This window comes from Streptomyces sp. V4I8 (assembly GCF_041261225.1).
Lineage (GTDB): Bacteria > Actinomycetota > Actinomycetes > Streptomycetales > Streptomycetaceae > Streptomyces.
The window spans coordinates 2,147,444-2,166,121 of record NZ_JBGCCN010000001.1 but is presented as its reverse complement, the minus strand read 5'-3'; the positions used below and the strand labels follow the sequence as shown (position 1 = coordinate 2,166,121).

Genomic DNA, 18,678 nt, shown 5'->3' with positions numbered 1-18,678 from the left:
AGGGCGACCGGGAGTTCTTCGAACGGATCCTGCCCGGCCTCTGACGTCCGTCCGAGCGGAGACGCCGCCGACCTCGGGGCTGCCGCTCAGCCCGCCCCTTCGGAGAGCTCGAACGTCGACTCGTACCGCTCGGACATGAGGTCCCTGTCGTCCAGCGGCTTGTAGTCCGGCTCCACCTGCTCGTCATGCCGCGGCCGTACGACGTCCCCGTCGCCACCGAGACCGCGCTGCGGCCCCTGACAGCCCTGCGCCGCCGCGATGCCGAGCGCCACGAGCAGCGTCACCACGACGAAGACGAACAGCCGCTGCCGCAGCAGCTGCGGGTTGGCGGGCCGCCGACCCGTTCCCGTGTTCCGCGGCGCCGGCCGACCGGCACCGTTGCGCGGAGCCGGTCGGCCGCCGTTGCCCGACCGTGGGGTGTTGCGCGAGGCGGGCGTCGACCGGGTCCCGGACCGGGATGTCGCCGTACCGCCGTTCGCGGCGCTGCCGTTCCTCGACGGAGGAATCCCGTCGCGCGCGGGACCGGGCCCCCGGGACGGACCGTTGCCGCGCGGGGCCGCGCCACGCGGCGGGGGAGTGCCCTGTTGGCGGCGCTGGGCACGCTGCTGCTCCGGGTAGGTGTCGGCGAGCCGTCCGGTCAGGCGGTCCGCCTCCGCGGAACGCGGCGCGGGCGGGCGTACGTCCCCGAGTCCCTGAGCCTCCCGGGCCGCGATCTCCTTGAGACGCAGCGACAGCTGAAGCGTGCTGGGCCGTTCCTCCGGGTCCTTCGCCAGACAGGCCCGGACCAGCGGAGCCAGGGCGTCCGGCACGCCGTGCAGCTGCGCCTCCTCGTGCACGACGCGGTACAGCATCACCTCTGAACTGCCGTGCCCGAAGGGTGAGTCGCCCATCGACGCGTAGGCGAGCGTGGCGCCGAGCGAGAAGACGTCCGTGGCCGGGGTGACGGCGGCGCCGCGCACCTGCTCCGGGGCGAGGAAGCCGGGGGAGCCGACGGCCGTACCGACATGCGTGAGGGTCGAGGCCCCCGTCGCCCAGGCGATGCCGAAGTCGATGATCCGCGGGCCCTTGGGGGAGAGGAGGATGTTGGACGGCTTGAGATCCCGGTGTACGACACCTGCCTCGTGGACGGCGACCAGCCCCTCGGACAGGGCGGCCCCGACGGCGGCGACCTCCGCCGCGCCGAGCGGGCCCTCGTCGGCGACCTTGTCGTGCAGGGACGGGCCGGGCACGTACTGCGTGGCGAACCAGGGGCGCTCCGCCTCCAGATCCGCGGCCACGAGCCGTGCCGTACAGCCCCCGCGAATCCGCCGGGCCGCCGAGACCTCACGCGCGAACCGTGAGCGGAACTCCTGATCCTCCGCCAGGTCGGGCCGGATCACCTTGAGCGCGACCCGCTGCCCCTTCTTGTCGGAGCCCAGGTAGACGACGCCCATGCCGCCCGCGCCGAGTCGTCTGTGAAGCCTGAACGAGCCGACGACGCGCGGGTCCTCGCGCCTCAGGCGCATCATCGCCATGTTCATCCCCGCTGCCCGGTCCGTGTGACGAGCCACAGCTTACGTTTCCAGGGGCCGCCGTGCGCAGAGGCCGCGCCCTCTCGGAGCGATGGATTGTCAGTGGTGGGTGGGAGACTTGAAAGGTGGTCAGGGGGCGGGCGAGCAGGGCGACTTAGCGGTGCTTCGTCCCCCAACCATCCATCGCAGAAGGGGGATTGAGCCCGTGAAGGGTGATCGCGTGGAGATAGTCGTGGACGCAGGGGACACGACGCGCACGTACGAGGTGGTGGCGAGCAGGGCGGGCCGCCGGGTGGAGACGGCGGTGCGCCGAGGTGTCGTGGAAGTGAGCGAAGTCACCAGAAGCGGTTCGGTCGTGCGTACGGCCCGTTTCATGGCGACCCGGGTCCTGGCGCTGGTCGAGCAGCCGGTGCCGCGTGAGGACAGCTCGGAGAAAGCGGAGAAAGCGGGGCAGAGTGGGCGTCCCCTCCGGGAAGACCCCGAGACCTAGGTCCTCGTCTCCACCCAGGGGAGTACTCCGCAGGTCATGGCTCATCCTCCGGGAGGCCCGGCAATCGGTACGAGGGCATGACGTGCGGGGAGCGCCGGACGCCTAGATTTGAGGTCAAGCGGCGGGTGCAGCACTCGTCCCCCGAGGTCAGACACCCGCCGCTGCCAACGACAACTGACACAGGTCAGGAGAGGGACCATGGCCCAGACGGCACCGCGGACACTGATCCGCACACAGCAGCGCACGATGCTGCGCCCCCGCCGTCAGGGTCGCCGCCACCCCCTGGTGGCGACGCTCATGGCCCTTCCCCTGGCGGCCCTTCTCCTTCTCGTCTTCGACGGCTGGGAGACAGTGGCCACACAGGCGTCGTCCGTGGGCGTGATGCTGGGGCGCTGAGCGGCGACCCCAGGCCCGGAAGAGCGGTCCGGGCGGGGACATCCACCCATGAAACCCCGTGGGGACGGGGGGTGCGGCGGACGGCACAAATGCCGGCGCAGCTGGGGAGCTGCGCCGGCATTGCTTTTTGGGTCGGGGGGAGGGGGCTGTGGGTTGCCTGCTTGCCTCCGGCGGTTGGGCCGGGCGCCTACGTGTCTGCCGAGTTCTCACGGAGGGCGGGTGCGGGTCTGTTGGGGCTGGTCGCGCCCACGCGGCGGAGCCTCATAGTGATATAGCCCCGTGCCCCTGAGATGCCTGCGGCGGCCTGCGCGGCCTTTGGGGGGTGCGCGTTGCGCCTGAGGGTTCGTCGTGGGTCGGGGCCGCGGGTACGTAGACGTCGAGTCCGGTTCGCTTTGCGGTGGGGAGCGACTGCTGAGCGGAACGCCCAGCCCCGAGCCTCGCTCAGGCCCCGTCCTCACGGGCCGTTTATGCCAGCAGCCGCGGGCAGTCGTGCCGCTGGGGCGGCACGGGTGGGCGTGGGTGGTGCGTCGGTGGTGCCGGGCGGTGCGACGCGCCTCTGGGCCACGTCGGCGCCGGGCGCTCAGGGATCCGGCTGTTTCACCGTACGACCGGGCCCAGCTGAAACGCCGCGTACCCTCGCCCCAGATCCTCCGCACCCAAGGACCCCCGTGACCTCGAACCCGCTCCTGCCCGCCCTCACCGCACGAGCCAAGGCCGCGGCACACTCACGTACGTCCGCCTGTCCCTGCGGAGCGACCGTCACGCTCGCCGACCGGCCCGACGCCACCGTCGTCCGTCACGCCGGCACCGTCGCCAAGGCGCACGCCCCGGGCAGCACCCCCGCCGAGCTGACCCTGCGCCTCATCACCGCCGCGCACCTGTCCGGCCTGCTTCTCGCCCCGCTCAGCCCCGAACCCGTCGACCTGCATGGCCGGCTGGTGACGTTCTGGCCGTACGGCACCCCCGTGGACCCCGGCGATCCCGACGCGGCCCCCTGGGAGGAGGCGGCGACGCTGCTCGCCCGCCTCCATCGAACCCCGGCATCCGTCGCGCTGCCCCCTATGCGCGGCCCTGTCAAAGCCGCCCTCGCCGTGTCCCGTCTCCGCGCAGTGGCGGCCATAAACAGAGACATGGCCAACGCCGCCGCTGCCGTTCTCCGTGCCTGGGGGACCCTTCCCGCCTGGGCCCGCGCCGAGGTCCCGCAGCCCGACACCGGCACGCTCTGCCACGGCGACCTCCACCTCGGGCAACTCGTCCGGCACCCGGCCCCGGACGGTCCCTGGCTGCTCATCGACGTCGACGACCTCGGTGTCGGCGTGCCGGCCTGGGATCTCGGGCGGCCGGCCGCGTGGTTCGCCTGTGGGCTGCTGTCGCCGGAGGAATGGCATCGCTTCCTCGCTGCGTACCGCGCCGCCGGCGGGCCGGCCGTTCCCGCGGAGGGCGACCCCTGGCCCGCGTTGGACATCCCGGCCCGTGCCCTCACCGTGCAGACGGCCGCCCGGGCGATCACCAAGGGCCTGGCCGAGGGCCGTCCCCTGGACGAGGTCGAGCAGTCCCTCGTGGACGCTTGTGACCGAATGGCTACTGTCCCCCCTGAGTTGGCCCAGGGATACGCAAAGTAGTGTGCAACCGACCGCAGCCGGACAGAGTCTGTCCTGGCGATACGCGAAGCAGGACCGACCGGCGAGGAGTTGAGCCGACCATGCAGTGTCCGAAGTGCCGAGCCCCGATGCACACGTACAACCGCAACGGTGTCCAGATAGAGCAGTGCAGCGGCTGCCGCGGGATCTTTCTCGACTACGGCGAGCTGGAGTCGCTGACCCGCCTGGAGTCCCAGTGGTCCCAGCCGGCCCCACCGCCACCGGCAGCCCCGCAGGCGTACCCGGCCGCACCGCAGGCCCCCGCCTGGGGCGCCCCGCACGGCGGCCACCACGGTGGGCACTACGGCCACAAGCGTCACAAGAGCTTCGGCCACATGCTGTTCTCCAGCTGATCCGGCCACGAAGAAGCCCCCGGTCACAGGACCGGGGGCTTCGGTGTGTGGACGATACTGGGATTGAACCAGTGACCTCTTCCGTGTCAGGGAAGCGCTCTCCCGCTGAGCTAATCGTCCTCGGGACCGTGACCGACCATCGATCCGAGGAGGATCACGGGTCGAAGATCACGGGGTGCTGCGTGCGCGATACTGGGATTGAACCAGTGACCTCTTCCGTGTCAGGGAAGCGCTCTCCCGCTGAGCTAATCGCGCGGGGATCCGAAGATCCAGTGGACGATACTGGGATTGAACCAGTGACCTCTTCCGTGTCAGGGAAGCGCTCTCCCGCTGAGCTAATCGTCCTTGGAGGTGGAGACGGGATTTGAACCCGTGTAGACGGCTTTGCAGGCCGTTGCCTCGCCTCTCGGCCACTCCACCAGGAGTGTAGGGGTTCGGGAAGATCCCCTGATTCCTTCGAGCGGACGACGAGGTTCGAACTCGCGACCTCAACCTTGGCAAGGTTGCGCTCTACCAACTGAGCTACGTCCGCCTGTCGTTTCGTTCCGCTCCCGCGGCCCGGCGACGTGTTGAACTCTAGCGGATTCCGGGGCCAGTACAAAAACGCGTTTGTGCAGCGTGCTGCGCTTCACCTGCTCAGCGACCTGCCGGAGCCCCCCAAGGGACATGGCCAGGTCACCCGCAGGTCACCCGCCATAGACTCGACTGCGTGCTCGACCTCCCTCCCCTCGCCCGCTTCGGCGACCGCGTCGCCACCGGCCTCCTCGATGTCACCAGCGACCCCGCGGCCCTGGACTCCAGCGGATTCTGGGCCGTCTGCGCCGACTTCGAGGGCGGTCTGACCTGCGCCCGCTTCCGGGACGTACGGGAGGAGCCCGTGCCCGCGCCGGTGCCGGGCCGCTGGCCCGGGCCGACCGCCGATGACTGGGTGTCATCTCTCGACCGCGCCGCGTACACGGCGGGTGTACGGCGCATCCGCGAGCACATCGCGGCCGGCGAGGTCTATCAGGCCAACCTGTGCCGGGTCCTGAGCGCGCCGGTCGCGCCGGACGCCGACGTGGACGCCCTGACCGCCCTGTTGGCGCGCGGCAACCCGGCGCCCTATGCAGGAACGATCCGCCTGCCGGAGTACGGCGTGGAGATCGCGACCGCGTCCCCCGAACTCTTCCTGCGGCGTGACGGGCGGATCGTCGAGTCCGGGCCCATCAAGGGCACCGGGCGCACCGAGGCGGACCTGCTGGAGAAGGACTACGCCGAGAACGTGATGATCGTCGACCTGGTGCGCAACGACATCGGCCGCGTGTGTGCCACCGGGACCGTGACCGTCCCCGACCTGTGTGCCGTGGAGAAGCATCCGGGGCTCGTCCATCTGGTGTCGACCGTGCGAGGTGAGCTGCGCCCCGGCGCCGGCTGGACCGAGCTGCTCGGCGCCGCCTTCCCGCCCGGCTCGGTCACCGGCGCGCCCAAGTCGAGCGCCCTGCGGATCCTCGACGCGCTGGAGACGGTGCCGCGCGGGCCGTACTGCGGTGGCATCGGGTGGGTCGACGCCGACCGGGGCACGGGGGAGCTGGCCGTGGGGATACGTACGTTCTGGATCGACCGGGGCGAGGGGGTGCTGCGGTTCGGCACCGGTGCGGGGATCACCTGGGGGTCGGACCCCGAGGGGGAGTGGCGGGAGACCGAGCTGAAGGCGTCCCGGCTGCTCGCGGTAGCGTCGGGCGTGTACGAGGTGAGTGGAGAGGGACCGCAATCGTGCTGTGCCGGCCCGGGGGGCGACCCCCGGACCCCCGGTCGCAGCCAGGTCCCCGGCATGGATGTGCGAGGTGGGGACCAGTGAAGATCTGGCTCGACGGCGGACTGCAGGACATCGAGTCCGCCCGTGTCTCCGTCTTCGACCACGGGCTGACCGTGGGCGACGGCATCTTCGAGACGGTGAAGGCGGTGGACGGCCGTCCGTTCGCGCTGACCCGGCACCTCGACCGGCTCACGCGCTCGGCGCGCGGTCTCGGTCTGCCCGAGCCCGACCACGACGAGGTCCGCCGCGCCTGCGCCGCCGTCCTGGAGGCCAACCCGATGCCGCTCGGCCGGCTGCGGATCACCTACACCGGCGGCCACGGGCCCCTCGGCTCCGACCGCGGCGAGCACGGCCCGACCCTCGTCGTCGCCCTCGGCGAGACCACCCGGCGTCCCGACTCCACGGCCGTGATCACCGTGCCCTGGACCCGCAACGAGCGCGGCGCGCTGACCGGTCTGAAGACGACCTCGTACGCCGAGAACGTCGTCGCCCTCGCTCGCGCCCACCAACACGGCGCCTCCGAGGCCCTGTTCGGCAACACGGTCGGGCAGCTCTGCGAGGGCACGGGGTCGAACGTCTTCGTCGTCCTGGACGGCGAGATCCACACCCCGCCGGTCGCCTCGGGCTGCCTCGCGGGCATCACACGCGCGTTGGCGGTCGAATGGACCGGCGCCAAGGAGACCGACCTGCCGCTGGACGTCGTCCAGCGGGCCCAGGAGGTCTTCCTCACCTCCACCCTGAGGGACGTGCAGGCCGTGCACCGGGTCGACGACCGCGAACTGCCGGGCGCGCCCGGCCCGGTGACCGCCAAGGCCATGCGGATCTTCGAGGAGCGGTCCGGAAACGACCTGGATCCGTAACGGGCACGGGTGGAACGGAACGGGCGCGGATATTCGACTGCTCCCGGGCGTCGAGGCGGGTAGAACCTCCCTGATGACCACGACCCTGCGGCCGACCGAGCCGCTTCAGCACAACGAGGACGGGACCCGTTCGCGCCGCTACCAGGTGTGTGTGAACGGTCGTCCCGTGGGCGCCCTTCACCTCGGCACGCATCCCCTCTTCGGTGACGCGGTGGCCCGGATATCGAAGCTGCGGATAGAGGAACCGGACCGGCGTCGCGGCCGCGGCACGGTGGCCGCCCTCGCCGCGGAGGAGGTGGCGCGCGGCTGGGGCTGCCGGCGTATCGAAGCGACGATCCCCGGTGACGCCGCCCCGGCGCTGCGTCTCGCCACGGCGCTCGGCTATGTCGTACGCAATCGCGGCATGCGGAAGGAGCTCGGCGACACGCCGCCCGAACTGCCCCCGGGCAGCCGGGCGCGTCCCATGACGGAGGCCGAGTACGGGCTCTGGCTGGACGAGAGCCAGGAGGGCTACATCCGTAGCTGGGCCGAGCGCGGGGTGCCCGAGGCCGAGGCCCGGGCCAGGTCCGAGCGGGACCACGCCGCGCTGCTGCCGGACGGGCCGCGCACTCCGGACACGTTCCTGAGTGTCCTGGAGCACGAGGGCATTCCTGTGGGCACTCTGTGGGTGGCGGCGCGCGACGGCGGCGCCTACGTCTTCGACGTCGAGACCGACGCGGCCCACCGCGGCAAGGGACACGGCCGCTCGCTGATGCTGCTGGCCGAGGCCCAGGCGATCGCCGCGGGGCACCGGAGCATCGGCCTCAACGTCTTCGCGGACAACGCCCCCGCCGAGCGGCTCTACGAGTCACTGGGCTACGAGACGAGAACGTACGCCCTCTACAAGACGCTGCTGTAGCGGTCCGGCGGCCGAGGGTCGCGGGCGGGGGCCGCGGGCGAGGCCCGGCCACGGTCCCGGTCGAAGGTCAGGCGCTCCGCTCGGCCAGCAGCCGGTCGGCGATCTCCTCGATACGCTCGCGCAGCCCCTCCTGGCTCTTGCCGCCGTCGAGGCGCTCGCCGTCGATCACATACGTCGGGGTGCCGGTCACGCCGATGGCCTTGCCCTCGGCCTGGTCGGCGTCGACGATCAGGATGTGCCGGCCGTCGATCAGCGCGGTGTCGAACTCCTCGGCGTCCAGGCCGAGTTCCCGGGCCACCTCGACCAGGACGGGTTCTCCCTTGCGGTCCAGCTCCTCTACCCGGCCCAGCACGGCCTCGACGTACGGCCAGCCCTGCCCCTGCTCCGCGGCCTCCTCGGCGGCCTGCGCGGCGGCGAAGGCGTGCTTGTGCTTCTCCAGCGGGAAGTGCCGCAGCCGCAACTCCAGCCGGTCGCCGTAACGGGCACGCAGGGCACGGACGTCGTCCAGGGCACTACGGCAATCGGGGCACTGCAGCTCGCACCAGATGTCGAGGACGGGGGCGGCGGGACGGTCGGGGGAGGAGTCGCTCATGGCCCCAGTCTCCCAGCACCGGCCCGGGCGACCCAATCCGACCTGGTGTTTCGGCGGGCGAGCGGTCGGCGTCGGTCCGGCCTCCGTGCCGTCCGGCCCCGGCCGTACGCCGGCGACCGGCACCTGCGGAGGAGACGACCCGGAGATGTCCCTGATGTCGCACCGATGCATGGCCGGGCGGGGTCGGCACGGTGCAGGATGGAAGGGACGAAAGTGCCCCGCCCGACCCAGCCTGCCCTGGAGGACCGGATGATTGCCGAGACCGTCTGTTCCGCCGTCGCCGCGGCCGGCCTGGGCATCGCGGCGGTCACGGCGTACCGCAAGCGCTTCCTCGCGGCCACACGTATGGTCGCGTACTCGCTGGTGCCCCTCGGGCTGGTGATGACCGGTGTCGTCGAGTGGCTGGCGGACACCGCGTTCAGTCCGACGGCCTGGGCCGGCTTCGGCGTCCTCGGCGTGTCCTGGTTGCTGTTCGCGAGTACCCGCGCGGTGGAGCGCCGCCGCGGTGGCAGCCGCAAGGAGCGCAACGAGGCCCGCGCCGCCGCGCAGCGCGACGCGGTCGCCCCGGCGGCCTCGGCGCCCTCGCTGGGGGCGGGCTCCCGGCAGACCGCCCGGCCCGCGACCGCACCCCGGGCCGAGGCCTCGGACGACTTCAGCGACATCGAGGCGATCCTCAAGAAGCACGGCATATGACGGCCGCGCGCAGGACTGAAACGACACAGTGGGTCGCCGCCCGGCCGTAAGCGATCACGACTCGAACCGGACATCACGGAATCCAGCGAACTCCCGCTCATTCCGGGCGTGTTGATCGCGCCGGGAGGGGCAACTGCGCCATCATCGGCGCGAGATGCTGGACACGACACAGAGCGATGCCGCGCCGGCTCAGGACGAGCCTCGCGGGTGCCTTTTCGCCCTCTCCCAGCCACCGCTGATGATCTTCCTTGCGGTGATCGGGTGTCTGCTGCTCATGGGTGCGCTGCACGATCTGCTGTTGCTCTGAGCCGTACCCGCGACCCCCGGCGCCACCCGCCGGGGGCCGCGTCGACACACCTGTCGTGCCGGTACCTCGCGTCGAACCCCGTCGTGCCGCCCCGGTCGGCGATCGCCGCTCAGCCGGCCGCTTCCTTGCGGCGCGCCCGGTATGCGGCCACATGCAGACGGTTGCCGCAGGTACGGCTGTCGCAGTACCGCCGCGAACGGTTGCGGGAGAGATCCACGAAGGCGTGCCGGCAGTCCGGCGCCTCACAGCGCCGCAGTCGCTCCTGCTCCCCGGCCACCACGAAGAACGCCAGCGCCATGCCGCAGTCGGCCGCCAGGTGGTCGGCGACGGAGGCGCCGGGGGCGAAGTAGTGGACATGCCAGTCGTAGCCGTCGTGGTCCGTGAGCCGGGGCGTGGTGCCCGCGGCGGCGACCAGTTCGTTGATCAATTGGGCCGTGATCCGGGCGTCGGGCTCCGCGAAGATCGCGGCGAACCGCCCGCGCACCTTGCGTACCGCCGACAGATCGAACGCGGACAGGACACCGACATCACTGATTTCGTGCTTTCGTACGAACTCAGCGAGTGCCGCGACGTCCGGCAGTCCGTCCGGCGTCTCGTCGCCCTCCGGCGAGGTGTTCACCAGATCCACCACGGCATCGAGCGCACACCGGGTGTCATGGGTGATCAGCACGTTTCGCTCCCTGGCCTGGGGTCGGGCGGGGCGCCCGCCGATGCTGGCCGATGGTAGTGGCTCTCCGTGCCCACACACCGGCCGCGTCCGCACGCGCCTTCGAATACAACGCCACGGACGGCCCGACGGTTCCCCCGACGGTTCCCGCCGAACGGGACCCGGGCGGGGCACTGGCCACGGGCGCACCAACGCCGCCCCCGTGGAGCGGAGGCGGCGCTGCTGCGTGCCGTATGCAGTTGTGTTGGCCCGTGCCGTCTCCCCGAGTCGACGGCGCCGGGCGGCTTGTGGGGCCTCGCCCTAGCTTTCCGCCAGGATGTGCGAGAGCTCCTGGTCGAGATCGAAATGCCGATGCTCCGTTCCGGGAGGCACCGCGGCATCCGTTCGCTTCAGGAAGGACTCCAGGGCCCGTGCAGGGGCCTCGAGCAGGGCCTCGCCCTCCGGAGAGCTCAGGGCGATGCAGACGACGCCCTGGCCATGGCTGCGCGACGGCCAGACGCGGACGTCGCCGGTTCCGGTGGGCCGGTGGAGGCCCTCCGCGAGAAGGTCGCGGGCGAACACCCACTCGACGGTTTCCTCGGCTCCGGTGTGGAAGGTGGCGTGCACGGCGTAGGGGTCGGCCGTGTCGTACCGCAGGCCTGCGGGGACAGGCAGGGAGGACTCGCTCGACACAACGAGGCGCAGGTGCAGCTCGCAGCTGACCGTGGTGTTCATAAGCGCCAGGGCCTTTCGCTCAGTGTGCGCTCGGGGATTCGCACGTCGGCGAAATCGACATGCCACCTACGGTGCCGTTGTAAACCCCTCTGAGAGTTTTGCGTGTGTTTACGTAACTCTTCCGGCCGAGAACCCGTTCGCGAGGTACGCCCATTCCGGTGACTGGTTTCCCTCCGGTAGGGTTTGGCCGTATGAATACGGGGAGTGACGAGCCGGGCGAGGTTGCCGTGGCGACGGACGAGATCAAAGTGGATGGCGTGAAAGGCGACAGCGAGCAGGGCCTCGGATCGAGAGCGCCGGAGTTCATCAAGGCGCGCCGGGCGCTGCATGTCAGCTGGCAGGTGGGTGTCTTCATCATCGGCCTGGCGATCGTGGTCGCCGGCATCATCATGCTGCCGCTGCCCGGCCCGGGCTGGGTCGTGATCTTCGGCGGCATGGCGGTCTGGGCGACCGAGTTCGTCTGGGCCCAGTTGGTGCTGCGCTGGACCAAGCGCAAGGTCACCGAGGCGGCCCAGCGGGCCCTCGACCCGAAGGTGCGCCGCCGCAACATCATCCTGACGTCGATCGGCCTCGTGATCGTGGGCGCGCTCGTCGGTTTCTACCTGTGGAAGTTCGGCATCGTCATGCCCTGGAAGATCAAGGACCAGTGATCCGCGACGGGGGCGCGGACGTCGTCCGGTGCGGGTTCGCGCTGGTCACCCGCACCCCCTGACATGGGGTAATGTTCTTCCTGCGCCCGGGCGATTAGCTCAGTGGGAGAGCGCTTCGTTCACACCGAAGAGGTCACTGGTTCGAACCCAGTATCGCCCACCCGGATACGACGGCCCTCTGCGAGAGAGCAGACGGGCCGTCGTCGTATGTGCGCTCCGCGGCGCGCTCGGGCCCCGCGGTGTCCTTGCCCGGGCAGGCGAGTTCCGGCCGACCAATTCTCTTGTGCTGAGGGCCTGTTTGCGTTCGGTGGGTCGATCGCGCGTGCTCTACCTGCGGAGTTGGGCGCTCTGGCGTCCGAATCGTTCCCGATGGACCGTCAACTTGCCGCGCCGGTCCACAAGAAAATCCTGTCCGAATCATTGACGCACCACGGGGCCCCTCGTAGCTTGTGCCAGCAAGCGCTTACTTGAAACGATTCATGCAGACGGCAATGACGCTGCGGGGAGGGGGCCCAACCATGGGAACCAGCAGGAATGTTGAGAGGCGTACGATCCTGAAGGTGGCCGGGGCCTCGGCGGCCGTGGCCGGCCTGGGTGCTACGACCGCTTGCGGTGGTGACGGCGGATCCGGAGACGGGACGGTCACGCTCCGTTACGCCTGGTGGGGTGGCGAGCCGCGCACCATCGCCATCAAGAAGACGATCGCGCTCTTCGAGAAGAAGTACCCGAAGATCAAGATCAAGCCGGAATTCACAGACTATGAGGCGTTCTGGGAGAAGTTCCAGACCCAGGCCTCCGGCGGGAATCCGCCGGACGTTTTCCAGAATGCGGTCGGCTTCCTGCGCAAGTACGACAAGCGCGGTGTTCTGCTGGATCTCAAGGCGCAGGCGGACGCCGGGAATCTGGACCTGGACAACTTCCGCAACGGCGTTCTGGCCAACGGCCAGGTCGACGGCAAGCAGATCGCGATACCCGTGGGCGCCAACACCATGGCGCTGGTCATCGACGTCAAGGCCTTCGAGAAGGCGGGCGTCGAGGCGAAGTTCGGCTGGACCTGGGACGAGTACTTCGACGCGCTCCAGACGATCCAGGACAAGCTGAAGATCGCCGGTGACACCGGCTACTTCAACATCATGTACCTCTACGACCTCTACCTGCGCCAGAACGGCAAGGCCTTCTTCACGGACACCGATCTCGGGTTCACCGAGGACGATCTGACGCAGTGGTGGGAGGACGGGTACAAGCGCGTGCGGTCCGGGCTCGTCGCCGACCCGAAGAAGATCGAGCAGGTCAAGCCCAAGTCCGGTCTCTCGGCGGGTCTTGCCGCGTCCGAGTTCACCTGGGACAACTTCTCCATCCGCTACGAGGGCGAGGGCGAGTCGGACTACGGGCTCGCGCCGATCCCCACCACGGACGGCAAGGACACCGGTCAGTACCTCGGCTCGCTGATGCTCAGCGCCTTCTCCGGGACCAAGCATCCCAAGGAGGTCGCCCAGTTCATCTCCTTCATGGTCCACGACCCCGAGGTCGGCAAGATCATGGGCTACGACCGCGGCATCCTCGCCACCACCGAGCAGTACGACGCGTTCAAGCCCACCGACGCCAACAACAAGGGCGTCGCGGCCTACGAGGAGGAGGTCGCCAAGGCCGGCGTCCTCGGGAAGATCACCCCGCACCCGTCGGGCGCCGATGTCGTCGAGGCGGCGTTCCTGCGCATCGGCGGCGAGGTCGCCCAGGGCAAGACCAAGCCGGCCGACGCCGCCAAGAAGCTGTTCAGCGAGGCCAAGGCCGCGTTCGCGGGCTGAGGGGACGTACCACCATGACGCTCGTCAAGGAAGCGCCCGTGCGCCCGGCCGGGAAGCGGTCCGCCGCTCCCGCCGCCGGGCGGCGCGGGCGGCGCCGCGAGAACCTTGCCGGCTATCTCTTCATGTCGCCCTGGATCGCGGGATTCCTGCTGCTCACGGCGGGGCCGATGATCGCCTCGCTGTACTACGCGTTCACCAGCTACAACCTGTTCACGCCGCCCCAGTGGGTGGGGCTCGACAACTTCACGACGATGTTCCAGGACCCGCGCTGGCAGAAGTCGGTCGAGGTCACTCTGAAGTACGTCGTCGTGGCCACCCCGCTGAAACTGCTGCTCGCGCTCGGCGTCGCGCTGCTGCTCGCGCAGAAGCGGCGCGGACAGGGCCTGTACCGGGCCGCCTTCTACATGCCCTCGCTCATCGGTGCCAGTGTCTCCGTCGGCTTCGTGTGGCGGGCGCTGTTCTCGGACGACGCGGTCGTGGACCGGACGCAGAAGATATTCGGTCTCGACGTGGGCGGCTGGATCGGCAACCCGGACTACATCATCTACGCCCTGGTGGCGCTGAGCATCTGGCAGTTCGGCGCACCGATGGTCATCTTCCTGGCCGGTCTCAAGCAGGTCCCGCAGGAGCTGTACGAGGCTGCCGAGGTGGACGGGGCCGGACCGCTCAGGCGGTTCTGGAACATCACGCTGCCGATGATCTCCCCGGTGCTGTTCTTCAACGTGCTGCTGGAGTCCATCCACGCGTTCCAGGTGTTCGGCTCCGCCTACGTCGTCTCCGACACCCGGTGCGGGCCCGCCGACGCCACGCTCGTCTACACCTGTTACCTCTACCAGAAGGGCTTCAAGGAGGCCCAGATGGGCTTCGCCTCCGCGATGGCCTGGACGCTGGTGATCGCGGTGGCGCTGGTCACGGCGGTCCTGTTCTGGTCGCAGAAGAAGTGGGTGCACTACGAGGAGGCCGCCAAGTGACCAGTGCCACCAGCCCTGCCCTGCACACCGCGAACGAGCGGCGGCGCTTCGGATCGCTCGCCTGGCACGTGGGCGCGCTCGCCGTCCTGGCGGTCGTCCTCTATCCCGTGATCTGGGTGGTCGGCGCATCGTTCAAGCCGAGCAAGGACATCATCGCCAGCCTCGACCTGCTGCCCACCAAGCCGGTCTGGGCGAACTTCTCCGGGCTCGCCGACGGCATCTCCGGCATCTCCATCAGCAGCTTCTTCTGGAACTCGCTGATGTACGCGGGCCTCGCCGTGGCCGGTGTCGTCCTGTCCAGCTCGCTGACCGCGTACGCCTTCGCCAAGATCCGGTTCGCCGGGCGGAACCTGCTCTTCACCCTGATGATCGGCACGCTGCTGCTGCCGTACCACGTGCTGCTCATCCCGCAGTACGTGCTCTTCCGCAACCTCGAGCTCACCGACACCCTGGTGCCGCTCGTCGCGGGCAAGTTCCTGGCCACGGAAGCCTTTTTCGTGTTCCTGATGGTGCAGTTCATGCGGGGACTGCCACGTGAGCTGGACGAGGCCGCCAAGCTCGACGGCTGCGGGCATCTGCGCACCTACTGGTCGATCGTGCTGCCGTTGAGCCGGCCCGCGATCATCACCAGCGCGATCTTCACCTTCATCAACGCCTGGAACGACTTCATGGGGCCGTTGATCTACCTCAACACCCCCGAGAAGTACACCGTCTCGCTCGGCCTGATGATGTTCCGCGATCAGGAGGGCATCTCCAACTACGGCAGCATGATCGCGATGTCGCTGGTGGCGCTGATCCCGGTCATCGCCTTCTTCATGGCCTTCCAGCGCTACCTCATCGACGGCATGGCGACGTCCGGACTGAAGTGAAAGGGCTGAGGCGGTCACCATGGCGCAAGCACGAGTGAAGGCCCGCTCCTCGCGGAGGGAGTCGGTGTTCGGCGAGCGGTTCGCGGTCTTCGCCGAGTGCCTGCTCACCGGGGTGTGGATCGCCGTGGCCTGTCTCGGCGTCGTCACCTACCCCGCGGCCTTCGCCGCCGGCGCGCGGCACCTGCGACGTCGTACGACCCACGAGGGCGGTGGCCTGGGGGAGTTCGTCACGGACTTCCGCGCGGCCGTGCGCGGAGGGTGGGCCGTCGGGCTCGCCGGATGGGCGGTGGCCGTCGCGGTCTGGGTGGACGTCCTGGCCGCGCGGGCCGGGATTCCCGCCGGGCCGTTCGTCGGGGCCGTCGGCATCTTCGCGCTGATCGGGGCCGCCGTGGCCCTGCTGCGGGCGGCCGCGGTCTGGACGCCGGGCGCGGTCTGGCGGGCGTTGCTCGCGGAGGCCGGGCGGCGGACCGTGCTCGATCCCGCCGGGTCCTTCCTGGTCGTCTGCGGGCTGGCCGTCGTGGCTCTGTCCGCCTGGTTCGTCCCGCCGCTGGCGGTCCCCGTCCTGGGGGCCGTCGCGGCGGCCGCCGTCGCCGTGGAGGAGCGGCACCGGCGCCGCTGACGGGCGGTGCCCTCGCACCAGGTCGGCGCCCTCGGCGCCGTACCTCTCTCTGTCATGCCCCTGACCTCACCTCGCATCCCCGTACGGAAGGAAAGGCTGGACTCCTCATGTCTCCCATCCCCCGTAGGTCCATCCTCAAGGCGGCCGCCGTCGCCGGAGCCGCCGCACAGTTCAGCTGGGCGCTAGGGGCCAAGGACGCGCAGGCCGCGCCCAGAGCCGCCGCGGCCGACGACGGCCCCGTGACCCTGGACTGGCTGGAGGACGGCGGCCTGGGCGCCGCCCCCGGCTCCACCGTCGGTGTGCCCTGGCCGAAGGGCGCCTACCAGGAGGACCAGACCTTCGCGCTGACGGACGCCGACGGCAAGTCCGTCCCCGTGCAGTCATGGCCCCTCGCGTACTGGCCGGACGGCTCCCTCAAGTGGACGGCCCACGCGGTCAGCTCGGGCAACGGCAAGCTCACCCTCGCCGCCGGGGAGGCCGCCGCCCCGGCCAAGAAGGTCACCGTCGACAGGAGCGGCGGCGCGATCACCGTCTCGACCGGCGTCATCACCGCGAGGATCGGGAACTCCGGCGCCACCCTGATCAAGTCGGTCACCCGCGGCTCCACCGAGATCGCCAAGAACGGGCGGCTCGTGCTCATCCGCCAGCCCGAGATCGAGGACGAGGACCAGGACGCGGTCAGGACCGAACGCTTCGAGGGCGCCATCTCGACGGTCGAGGTCGAGCAGGACGGCCCCGTCCGCGCGGTCGTCCGCATCGACGGCAAGCATCGCAAGGGCAGCCGCAGCTGGCTCCCCTTCTCCATCCGCCTCTACTTCTACGCGGGCGCCGACTCCTTCCGCATGGTGCACACCATCACCTTCGACGGCACCCAGGAGCCCGGGAAGGGCAGCGGCGACTTCATCCGCGGCATCGGCGTGCGCTTCACCGTGCCGATGCGGGACCAGTCCTACGACCGCCACATCCGCATCGGCGGCGACGGCACCGGACTGCTCCGCGAGGCCGTCAAGGGCATCACCGGACTGCGCCGCGACCCGGGCGCCGCCGTACAGGCCGCCCAGTTCGCGGGGGAGAAGCTGCCCGACCCGTCCACCTGGGACCAGCGGGTCACGACCCGGCTCCAGTACATCCCCGAGTGGGGCGACTACACCCTCTCCCAGCTCTCCGCCGACGGCTTCACGCTGCGCAAGCGGACGAAGAAGGGCCACGGCTGGATCGGCGCGGGCGGCGGCAGGCGTGCCTCGGGCTTCGGCTACGTCGGCGGCGTCAGCGGCGGACTGTCCTTCGGGCTGCGGGACTTCTGGGAGAAGTTCCCCGCCCAGCTCGACATCCGCGACGCCCAGACCGACGCGGCCGAGGTCACCATGTGGCTCTGGTCGCCCGAGGCACAGCCCATGGACCTGCGTTTCTACCACGACGGCATGGGTCAGGACACCTACCCCGAGCAGCTCGAAGGCCTCAACATCACCTACGAGGACTACGAGCCGGAGTTCGGTACGCCGTACGGCATCGCCCGTACGTCGGAGCTGTTGTTCTGGGCCAACGAGTCCACGCCCTCACCGGAAGCCCTGGCTCAACAGGTCGAGGCCGTACGGGTGTTGCCGCAGCTCGCCGCCCCGCCCAAGCAGCTCATCAAGGCCAAGGTCTTCGGACCGGGCCTGTACTCCGAGCCCGACCGCTCCACCCCGGCCAAGGCGAAGATCGAGGACCACCTCGACTTCCTCTTCACCTACTACAAGGACCAGGTGGACCAGCGCCGCTGGTACGGCTTCTGGGACTACGGCGACATCATGCACACCTACGACACCGTCAGGCACCAGTGGCGGTACGACATCGGCGGCTACGCCTGGGACAACTCCGAGCTCTCGCCGGACCTCTGGCTGTGGTTCGCGTATCTCCGCTCCGGCCGCGCGGACATCTTCCGGTTCGCCGAGGCGATGACCCGGCACACCGGTGAGGTCGACGTCTACCACCTCGGCAAATGGGCCGGCCTCGGCACCCGGCACGGCGTCCAGCACTACGCCGACAGCGCCAAACAGCAGCGCATCGCCAACACGACGTACCGCCGCTACTACTACTTCCTCACCGCCGACGAGCGGGTCGGCGACCTCATGCACGCCAACGTCGACTCCGACGAGACCTTCCTCGTCCTCGACCCGATCCGCAAGATCCGCACCGAGCCGTACACCCCCGACCGGCACGCGCTGTCGATCGGCTTCGGCACGGACTGGAGCGGGCTCGTGTCGGCGTGGCTGACGGAGTGGGAGCGCAAGGGACCCAAGTGGGAGAAGGCCAAGGCGCGCGTGCTGTCGACGATGGAGACCATCGCCGCCCAGCCGAACGGGTTCGTGCAGGGGACCGGTCTGTACGACCTCGACACGGGCAGGTTCGCGGTCGCTTCGGCGCCGGTGGTCGGGGTCTCGCACCTGTCCGCCGTGTTCGGGCTCAACGAGCTGTGCGCCGAGCTCATCGACCTCGTCGACATGCCGAAGTTCAACGAGGCGTACTTCGACTACTGCCGCTACTTCAACGCGACGAAGGCCGAGCAGGCGGCACGCTATGGCTCCAACTTCGGCACCCTGCTGCTCTTCCAGGGGCACTCGCGCCTCGATGCGTACGCCGCCGTCCAGACCGGGGACGAGAAGCTCGCCAAGCGGGCGTGGGAGAAGTTCTACAACTCCGACGGGTACAAGGAGTCGGCGCCCTGGAAGACGGAGGAGCTGAGTGGGCCGGCTGCCTTGGTTCCGGGTAGTGAGGCGGCCTGGGTGTCGACGAATGACACGGCACTGTACGGGCTTGCGGCCATCGAGAACCTGGCGTTGCTCGGGGACAAGATGCCGTAACAGGT

The 18,678-nt window shown here is 69.9% G+C and carries 19 protein-coding genes and 6 tRNA genes; 16 read left to right on the top strand and 9 right to left on the bottom strand.

The genetic code is table 11. The features are described 5' to 3' along the window. Nucleotides 1-86 precede the first annotated feature (86 nt). Entirely contained in the window at nucleotides 87-1,520 is a 1,434-nt protein-coding gene (locus tag ABIE67_RS09820; RefSeq protein WP_370268403.1) for a protein kinase, read from the bottom strand. Between the two features lie 196 nt (nucleotides 1,521-1,716). Between ABIE67_RS09820 and ABIE67_RS09815 the strand changes: the two genes are divergently transcribed. The 4 genes from ABIE67_RS09815 to ABIE67_RS09800 all read left to right on the top strand — a co-directional run bounded on the left by ABIE67_RS09815 (nucleotide 1,717) and on the right by ABIE67_RS09800 (nucleotide 4,390). Next, nucleotides 1,717-2,001, top strand: a complete 285-nt coding sequence (locus tag ABIE67_RS09815; RefSeq protein WP_370255899.1) for a hypothetical protein — start codon at nucleotides 1,717-1,719, stop codon at nucleotides 1,999-2,001. A 198-nt stretch (nucleotides 2,002-2,199) separates the two neighbouring features. Next, nucleotides 2,200-2,397, top strand: a complete 198-nt coding sequence (locus ABIE67_RS09810; protein ID WP_370255898.1) for a hypothetical protein — start codon at nucleotides 2,200-2,202, stop codon at nucleotides 2,395-2,397. Nucleotides 2,398-3,065: 668 nt separating this feature from the next. After that, nucleotides 3,066-4,019, top strand: coding sequence for a phosphotransferase family protein (locus ABIE67_RS09805; RefSeq protein ID WP_370255897.1), 954 nt, complete (start codon nucleotides 3,066-3,068; stop codon nucleotides 4,017-4,019). An 80-nt stretch (nucleotides 4,020-4,099) separates the two neighbouring features. Beyond that, nucleotides 4,100-4,390 (top strand): zf-TFIIB domain-containing protein, encoded by a 291-nt coding sequence (locus ABIE67_RS09800; protein ID WP_078916175.1) that lies wholly within the window; start codon nucleotides 4,100-4,102, stop codon nucleotides 4,388-4,390. A 48-nt stretch (nucleotides 4,391-4,438) separates the two neighbouring features. Here ABIE67_RS09800 and ABIE67_RS09795 read toward each other — a convergent pair. The 5 genes from ABIE67_RS09795 to ABIE67_RS09775 form a co-directional block, all read right to left on the bottom strand. Continuing rightward, nucleotides 4,439-4,510 (bottom strand) — tRNA-Val (locus ABIE67_RS09795). Nucleotides 4,511-4,573: 63 nt separating this feature from the next. Next, nucleotides 4,574-4,645: transfer RNA gene (locus ABIE67_RS09790), tRNA-Val, on the bottom strand. Between the two features lie 18 nt (nucleotides 4,646-4,663). Beyond that, nucleotides 4,664-4,735 (bottom strand) — tRNA-Val (locus ABIE67_RS09785). A 1-nt stretch (nucleotide 4,736) separates the two neighbouring features. Beyond that, nucleotides 4,737-4,810: transfer RNA gene (locus ABIE67_RS09780), tRNA-Cys, on the bottom strand. A gap of 39 nt (nucleotides 4,811-4,849) precedes the next feature. Then, nucleotides 4,850-4,922: transfer RNA gene (locus ABIE67_RS09775), tRNA-Gly, on the bottom strand. 177 nt (nucleotides 4,923-5,099) lie between these two features. Here ABIE67_RS09775 and ABIE67_RS09770 point away from each other — a divergent pair. From ABIE67_RS09770 to ABIE67_RS09760, 3 genes are all read left to right on the top strand, one after another. Continuing rightward, nucleotides 5,100-6,227 carry a chorismate-binding protein gene (locus ABIE67_RS09770; RefSeq protein ID WP_370255895.1) on the top strand — a complete coding sequence of 376 codons (1,128 nt, stop codon included), beginning with the start codon at nucleotides 5,100-5,102 and terminating at the stop codon, nucleotides 6,225-6,227. Next, the gene (locus ABIE67_RS09765; RefSeq protein WP_370255894.1) at nucleotides 6,224-7,045 is read left to right on the top strand and encodes an aminotransferase class IV; all 822 of its coding nucleotides are present in this window, start codon (nucleotides 6,224-6,226) and stop codon (nucleotides 7,043-7,045) included. Before ABIE67_RS09770 ends, ABIE67_RS09765 begins: the two co-directional genes overlap by 4 nt. A gap of 73 nt (nucleotides 7,046-7,118) precedes the next feature. Continuing rightward, nucleotides 7,119-7,943, top strand: a complete 825-nt coding sequence (locus ABIE67_RS09760; protein WP_370255893.1) for a GNAT family N-acetyltransferase — start codon at nucleotides 7,119-7,121, stop codon at nucleotides 7,941-7,943. A 67-nt stretch (nucleotides 7,944-8,010) separates the two neighbouring features. Here the strand turns inward: ABIE67_RS09760 and ABIE67_RS09755 are convergent, their stop codons facing one another. Then, nucleotides 8,011-8,535, bottom strand: coding sequence for a DsbA family protein (locus ABIE67_RS09755; RefSeq protein ID WP_370255892.1), 525 nt, complete (start codon nucleotides 8,533-8,535; stop codon nucleotides 8,011-8,013). 249 nt (nucleotides 8,536-8,784) lie between these two features. Here ABIE67_RS09755 and ABIE67_RS09750 point away from each other — a divergent pair, with 249 nt between their 5' ends. Then, a complete protein-coding gene (locus ABIE67_RS09750) occupies nucleotides 8,785-9,228 on the top strand; it encodes a hypothetical protein (protein WP_370268400.1) in 444 nt (147 codons plus the stop codon). A 154-nt stretch (nucleotides 9,229-9,382) separates the two neighbouring features. Beyond that, a complete protein-coding gene (locus ABIE67_RS09745) occupies nucleotides 9,383-9,535 on the top strand; it encodes a hypothetical protein (protein ID WP_370255891.1) in 153 nt (50 codons plus the stop codon). 109 nt (nucleotides 9,536-9,644) lie between these two features. Here the strand turns inward: ABIE67_RS09745 and ABIE67_RS09740 are convergent, their stop codons facing one another. Then, entirely contained in the window at nucleotides 9,645-10,205 is a 561-nt protein-coding gene (locus tag ABIE67_RS09740; protein ID WP_370255890.1) for a CGNR zinc finger domain-containing protein, read from the bottom strand. 297 nt (nucleotides 10,206-10,502) lie between these two features. Beyond that, nucleotides 10,503-10,916, bottom strand: coding sequence for an SsgA family sporulation/cell division regulator (locus tag ABIE67_RS09735; protein ID WP_004002642.1), 414 nt, complete (start codon nucleotides 10,914-10,916; stop codon nucleotides 10,503-10,505). A 191-nt stretch (nucleotides 10,917-11,107) separates the two neighbouring features. Here ABIE67_RS09735 and ABIE67_RS09730 point away from each other — a divergent pair, with 191 nt between their 5' ends. The 7 genes from ABIE67_RS09730 (at nucleotide 11,108) to ABIE67_RS09700 (ending at nucleotide 18,673) form a co-directional block, all read left to right on the top strand. After that, entirely contained in the window at nucleotides 11,108-11,566 is a 459-nt protein-coding gene (locus ABIE67_RS09730) for a TIGR02611 family protein (RefSeq protein WP_370268398.1), read from the top strand. Nucleotides 11,567-11,654: 88 nt separating this feature from the next. Continuing rightward, nucleotides 11,655-11,726: transfer RNA gene (locus ABIE67_RS09725), tRNA-Val, on the top strand. 358 nt (nucleotides 11,727-12,084) lie between these two features. Continuing rightward, entirely contained in the window at nucleotides 12,085-13,371 is a 1,287-nt protein-coding gene (locus ABIE67_RS09720) for an ABC transporter substrate-binding protein (RefSeq protein ID WP_370255889.1), read from the top strand. A gap of 14 nt (nucleotides 13,372-13,385) precedes the next feature. Further along, nucleotides 13,386-14,342, top strand: coding sequence for a carbohydrate ABC transporter permease (locus tag ABIE67_RS09715; RefSeq protein WP_370255888.1), 957 nt, complete (start codon nucleotides 13,386-13,388; stop codon nucleotides 14,340-14,342). Then, nucleotides 14,339-15,211, top strand: a complete 873-nt coding sequence (locus ABIE67_RS09710) for a carbohydrate ABC transporter permease (RefSeq protein WP_370255887.1) — start codon at nucleotides 14,339-14,341, stop codon at nucleotides 15,209-15,211. The genes ABIE67_RS09715 and ABIE67_RS09710 overlap by 4 nt, the downstream gene beginning before the upstream one ends. Before the next feature lie 19 nt (nucleotides 15,212-15,230). Beyond that, entirely contained in the window at nucleotides 15,231-15,830 is a 600-nt protein-coding gene (locus ABIE67_RS09705; RefSeq protein ID WP_370255886.1) for a hypothetical protein, read from the top strand. A 107-nt stretch (nucleotides 15,831-15,937) separates the two neighbouring features. Next, on the top strand, nucleotides 15,938-18,673 hold the full coding sequence (locus tag ABIE67_RS09700; RefSeq protein WP_370255885.1) for a Tat pathway signal sequence domain protein: 2,736 nt from the start codon (nucleotides 15,938-15,940) through the stop codon (nucleotides 18,671-18,673). Nucleotides 18,674-18,678: the final 5 nt, after the last annotated feature.

Excerpts from the sequence above, each read along its gene's own strand:
- ABIE67_RS09820 (WP_370268403.1), bottom strand. The coding sequence starts at position 1,520 with ATGAACATGGCGATGATGCGCCTGAGGCGCGAGGACCCGCGCGTCGTC.
- ABIE67_RS09810 (WP_370255898.1), top strand. The coding sequence starts at position 2,200 with ATGGCCCAGACGGCACCGCGGACACTGATCCGCACACAGCAGCGCACG.
- ABIE67_RS09800 (WP_078916175.1), top strand. The coding sequence starts at position 4,100 with ATGCAGTGTCCGAAGTGCCGAGCCCCGATGCACACGTACAACCGCAAC.
- ABIE67_RS09760 (WP_370255893.1), top strand. The coding sequence starts at position 7,119 with ATGACCACGACCCTGCGGCCGACCGAGCCGCTTCAGCACAACGAGGAC.
- ABIE67_RS09755 (WP_370255892.1), bottom strand. The coding sequence starts at position 8,535 with ATGAGCGACTCCTCCCCCGACCGTCCCGCCGCCCCCGTCCTCGACATC.
- ABIE67_RS09750 (WP_370268400.1), top strand. The coding sequence starts at position 8,785 with ATGATTGCCGAGACCGTCTGTTCCGCCGTCGCCGCGGCCGGCCTGGGC.
- ABIE67_RS09745 (WP_370255891.1), top strand. The coding sequence starts at position 9,383 with ATGCTGGACACGACACAGAGCGATGCCGCGCCGGCTCAGGACGAGCCT.
- ABIE67_RS09735 (WP_004002642.1), bottom strand. The coding sequence starts at position 10,916 with ATGAACACCACGGTCAGCTGCGAGCTGCACCTGCGCCTCGTTGTGTCG.
- ABIE67_RS09730 (WP_370268398.1), top strand. The coding sequence starts at position 11,108 with ATGAATACGGGGAGTGACGAGCCGGGCGAGGTTGCCGTGGCGACGGAC.
- ABIE67_RS09720 (WP_370255889.1), top strand. The coding sequence starts at position 12,085 with ATGGGAACCAGCAGGAATGTTGAGAGGCGTACGATCCTGAAGGTGGCC.
- ABIE67_RS09715 (WP_370255888.1), top strand. The coding sequence starts at position 13,386 with ATGACGCTCGTCAAGGAAGCGCCCGTGCGCCCGGCCGGGAAGCGGTCC.
- ABIE67_RS09705 (WP_370255886.1), top strand. The coding sequence starts at position 15,231 with ATGGCGCAAGCACGAGTGAAGGCCCGCTCCTCGCGGAGGGAGTCGGTG.
- ABIE67_RS09700 (WP_370255885.1), top strand. The coding sequence starts at position 15,938 with ATGTCTCCCATCCCCCGTAGGTCCATCCTCAAGGCGGCCGCCGTCGCC.